Origin of the sequence: Bacillus cereus group sp. N6, assembly GCF_016483705.1 — a bacterium.
Lineage (GTDB): Bacteria > Bacillota > Bacilli > Bacillales > Bacillaceae_G > Bacillus_A > Bacillus_A wiedmannii.
On record NZ_JAEHBI010000325.1, the window covers coordinates 1 to 240 of the forward strand.

Below are 240 nucleotides of genomic sequence, written 5' to 3' on the forward strand. Positions count from 1 at the left end.
CAACCGACGCGGAATTTCCAACCGTTAAACGTCCTGGGTTAGCCCCCTCTCTTAGGTACTTCAAGAAAGTCCTTTACTGGACATGGGCTAGATCTACCGGTAGAGGAACGTCTTGAGGGAACAGGAGCTACCGGTTGTCTCGGCATTGAAAAGGGTTGTGAGTTTGTGCGTGTTCATGATGGGAAGGAAATGGCACGTATGGCTAAGATGATGGATGCGATGATTGGGAAGGGGGTAAAG

At 50.0% G+C, this 240-nt stretch carries 1 pseudogene; it reads left to right on the forward strand.

The window, feature by feature from the left end:
- A pseudogene (locus JDS99_RS31480) lies at nt 1-240 on the forward strand (dihydropteroate synthase); the annotation flags it as partial.